The sequence below is a fragment of the Nostoc cycadae WK-1 genome (genome assembly GCF_002897135.1).
Taxonomy (GTDB): domain Bacteria; phylum Cyanobacteriota; class Cyanobacteriia; order Cyanobacteriales; family Nostocaceae; genus Nostoc_B.
In genome coordinates this window covers 481-3,998 of sequence record NZ_DF978465.1, presented here as the reverse complement: position 1 = coordinate 3,998, position 3,518 = coordinate 481, and the positions used below count along the sequence as shown (strand labels likewise).

The 3,518-nt window shown below is 45.4% G+C and carries 2 protein-coding genes; both read right to left on the bottom strand.

Going from position 1 to position 3,518, the window contains the following annotated elements:
• Window positions 1-349: 349 nt before the first annotated feature.
• Complete coding sequence (locus NCWK1_RS28785; RefSeq protein WP_103127039.1) at window positions 350-862, bottom strand: TniQ family protein; 513 nt, start codon at window positions 860-862, stop codon at window positions 350-352.
• Window positions 863-1,034: 172 nt separating this feature from the next.
• On the bottom strand, window positions 1,035-3,518 hold a 2,484-nt coding region (locus NCWK1_RS28780; protein WP_187308279.1), incomplete at its 5' end, for a WD40 domain-containing protein.

The following is a 3,518-nucleotide window of genomic DNA, read 5'->3' as shown; positions in this document are numbered from 1 at the left end:
GTTTCAGGATTTGTAATTCTACATCCATTGCTCTACTTACCTTGTAGGGTTTTATCTTTCCTTTCTTCTAATCGTTATAGCCGGAAAGTGACAGAAGAGGGATAGACCTATTAGTTTAATCGATTAAGAATAATTCGTATCTAATAAGGTCTTCAGTATTCTTATTAACGCTATAAAACAATGAGGTTACTGTCATTGCAACAGATTGTGAGTTAAATTGGTTTAATGTTTATTAACTATACTTAGAAAACATAGCTAACTACTGGCGATCGCATTTTTAAGACAATGTAGGTAATAGTAAGCTCTGGAACACCTGGGTACAGCCATAAAACTTTACTGGCAATATCGCCTAATAAGCTTTCTGTCGCTTTTTCATACTTCTAAAAGGTGCATGGCATTTGTTACATTCTCCCTGTTCCCATAACGCAGGGATAGCAAAACGCTCTTTGCAAAAGGGACATTCTGAAAGTAGACGTAACTTGTGGATGTTGCACCCCACTGTTGATTGAAACTGCCACTCTAATTTATGATACGGTTGCTCTGCATAACAGGCAGCACACAAGCGTATTGGCTCCAGTTTCATTTTTTCACCCTTGGGTGGGAGCATTTGAGCAATTTGGTCTGCATCTAAGCCAATTAATTGACTAATTGCGTCTAATTCCTTTTGGCTGGGAAACGGATTAAACCGAAATTTCTCCCATCTTGCTAATACCGGGCCAATACCTGCGGCTTTACTTAAAGTTCCAGGGGATGAAATGCAAACGGCTTCGTGTCGCCTAAATCGACCAAAATAATGACTGATACTTTCCCCTTCTTTGGGTTCGACATACCAAGGTGGATGTTGAATAATTTCTGACTCCATAACTTGAAATTTTATACTCAGTTTTTATTCAAGATAGTAGCTGTCATTGAGATCGCAACGCAGTGAAGAAAAGCAATCTCATCAACCCCAAGGTAATACGAAATTTATACAGCTTTAACACCGAGCAAACCTTGAACCACAATAAGCCATACACCTGATAACTGATAACTGTTCACTGACTGGCCTCTAATAAACGCTGAATTTCTTCTTTTGTAAAAGGATTTTTACCAGAACGGAGAGCATTAACCCAACTTTGCCGTTGTGCTGCTAATTGCTTATCATCAGTTGATTTGATAAATGCCTCAAAGTCTTCAATCGCTCCTTGAGTATTCCCAGTCAAAGCCCTAGCAAGACCACGGCTATCCCGAATATAACCTTCAGGTTTAAGTTTCACTGCTTTTTCACAGGCAAACATTACATCTTGGACATATCCTCTTAAACTGCCATCCCAACAGAGGCTATTCCAAGAATAAGCAGATATTTTTAAGTTGGGATCGAATTTTTGTGCGTCTGCATAAGCAGCAAGAGCTTCCTTGACTTTACCATCTTTGACGAGCTTCTCTCCCTGAGTAACTAGAGCAGGGGCTGCTAATTGTTCTAATTCTGTTTTGCTAGGAGTAGCGACATTAGAATCCCATTTTCGGGCTTGATTAAACTTAGTTGTAGCAGTTTTAATATCTCCCTCTGTTTTTGCTATGGCTTGACCTTGATTAACTAAGAACTGAGCTTTTTCGCTGTTGCTCCAATTAGCATAGTCTAGACAGGTTTGTGCTGCGGCTTTTGCGTCTTCAGTTTTAGCTTCTAGAAGTGTAGGATGCTTACCTAAATGATCACACCCCACTTTTAGCCAATCTTGCCAATTACCACCAAGCCACAATCGTAGCGTATTGTCATCACTGGCACTGACAATATATTTACCATTGGGACTGAACGCCACCGCCCAGACAGTATTGGTGTGACCGTTGAGGGTGTGGAGCAACTTGCCACTTGTATCCCACAACTGTAGTGTCTTGTCTGCACTGCCACTGACGATATACTTGCTATCAGGACTGAACACTACCGCCGTGACAGCTGCGGTATGACCTTTGAGAGTGTGGAGAAACCTGCCGCTTGTATCCCACAACCTTAACGTGCTGTCCCAACTGCCACTGACAATATACTGGCCATTGGGACTGAACGCCACCTTCGTAACAAAATTGGTATGACCGTTGAGGGTGTGGAGCAACCTGCCGCTGGTATCCCACAACCTTAACGTGTTGTCATCACTGGCACTGACAATATATTTGCTATCGAGACTGAACGCTACCGCCGTGATAGTTCCTGTATGGCTGTTGAGAGTGTGAAGCAATTTGCCGCTTGTATCCCATAACCTTACCGTGTGCTCCTCACTGCCACTGGCAATATATTTACCATCAGGACTGAACGCCACCGCCCTGACACGAAGAATATGACCATGACCTTTGAGAGTGTGGAGCAACTTGCCGCTGGTATCCCACAACCTTAACGTTCTGTCACCACTGGCACTGGCAATATACTTGCCATCGGGACTGAATGCTACCGCCGTGATAATTTCTGTATGACCGTTGAGGGTGTGGAGCAACTTGCCGCTGGTATCCCACAACCTTAACGTTCTGTCATTACTGGCACTGACAATGTACTGACCATCAGGACTGAACACTACCTCCGTGACAGCTGCTGTATGACCTTTGAGAGTGTGGAGCAACTTACCTCTGGTATCCCACAATCTTAACGTGCTGTCCCAACTGGCACTGACAATGTACTGACTATCAGGACTGAACGCCACCGCCGTGACAGCTGCTGTATGACCGTTGAGAGTGTGGAGAAACTTACCGCTGGTACCCCACAACCTTAACGTTCTGTCCCAACTGGCACTGACAATGTACTGACTATCAGGACTGAACGCCACCGCCGTGATATTTGCTGTATGACCGTTGAGGGTGTAGAGCAACTTGCCGCTGGTATCCCACAACCTTAACGTGCTGTCAGCACCACCACTGGCACTGACAATGTACTGACCATCAGGACTGAACGCCACCGCCGTGACAGGTGTGATATGACCGTTAAGGGTGTGGAGCAACTTGCCGCTGGTATCCCACAACCTTAATGTTCTGTCATCACTGGCACTGGCAATATACTTGCCATCAGGACTGAACGCTACCGCCGTGACAGCTGCTGTATGACCGTTAAGGGTGTGGAGCAACTTGCCACTTGTATCCCACAACCTTAATGTTCTGTCATCACTGGCACTGGCAATATACTTGCCATCAGGACTGAACGCTACCGCCGTGACAGCTGCTGTATGACCGTTAAGGGTGTGGAGCAACTTGCCACTTGTATCCCACAACCTTAGTGTGCTGTCACCACTGGCACTGGCAATATACTTGCCATCGGGACTGAACGCTACCGCCGTGACAGCTGCTGTATGACCGTTAAGGGTGTGGAGCAACTTGCCACTTGTATCCCACAACCTTAGTGTGCTGTCATCACTGGCACTGGCAATATACTTGCCATCGGGACTGAACGCTACCGCCGTGACAGCTGCTGTATGACCGTTAAGGGTGTGGAGCAACTTGCCACTTGTATTCCACAACCTTAGTGTGCTGTCATCACTGGCACTGGCAATATACTTGCCATC